Raw genomic sequence first — 768 nt, 5'->3', positions numbered from 1 at the left:
CCAGTGGCACCGGCTGACCGTACCCATTGAGCAGGTAAATCCGTGTGTTCGCAATCGGCCGACCAATACTCTCGACGAAGGGCTCGCCCCGTTGAATCGATAACCACGTCGAGTAAATGGTACTCTCCGAGGGCCCATAAAGATTGCATAAACGCTGCACCGGCGTTTTCTCAAAGGCCTGTTTGATTAACGATGACCTCAAGGGCTCACCTGCCACATTAATCGTAACAACCGAAGATAGATCCGCTTGATGAGCGAGCAGCGACTGCAATGCAGACGGCACTGTATTGATCAGCGAGACTGGCTGAGTGTGATGCATTAACGCCAATGCATCATCAACCAGGTGTACGGTTGAGCCTTGCGCGAGCGGTACAAAGCACTCGTAGACGGACAGATCAAAACTGATTGAGGTGGCAAATAGCGTATGCTGCATTTCCAAGGGCGTAAAGGTTTGCACCGCCCAGCACAAGAAATTGACCGCTTGGGCATGTTCGACCATCACGCCCTTCGGGGTGCCGGTCGAACCCGACGTATAGATCACATACGCCAGATGCCGGGCCGTCAGCTCGGCGATCGACGGATTCGTGTCCGGCAACGCCGGCAGGGTGGTCGGATCGAGCACCGTACACTCGGCCAACGCCACCTCGCCCAACGCAGCGCGCCCGGCCGCATCGGCCAGCACAATGTTCGGTGCCGCATCGGCGAGGATGTGCGCCAAGCGCTCGCCCGGATAGCTCGGATCGAGCGGCACATACGCGCCCCCAGCCT

At 57.9% G+C, this 768-nt stretch carries 1 protein-coding gene; it reads right to left on the bottom strand.

Annotated elements, in window-relative coordinates:
- On the bottom strand, nucleotides 1-768 hold a 768-nt coding region (locus KPG66_RS16935), incomplete at both ends, for an AMP-binding protein (protein ID WP_237071614.1).

The organism is Mycetohabitans sp. B2 (assembly GCF_021733735.1).
Classification (GTDB): Bacteria; Pseudomonadota; Gammaproteobacteria; order Burkholderiales; family Burkholderiaceae; genus Mycetohabitans; species Mycetohabitans rhizoxinica.
Note: the sequence above shows the minus strand (reverse complement) of the source record. Positions and strands in the feature narration are given on the sequence as shown.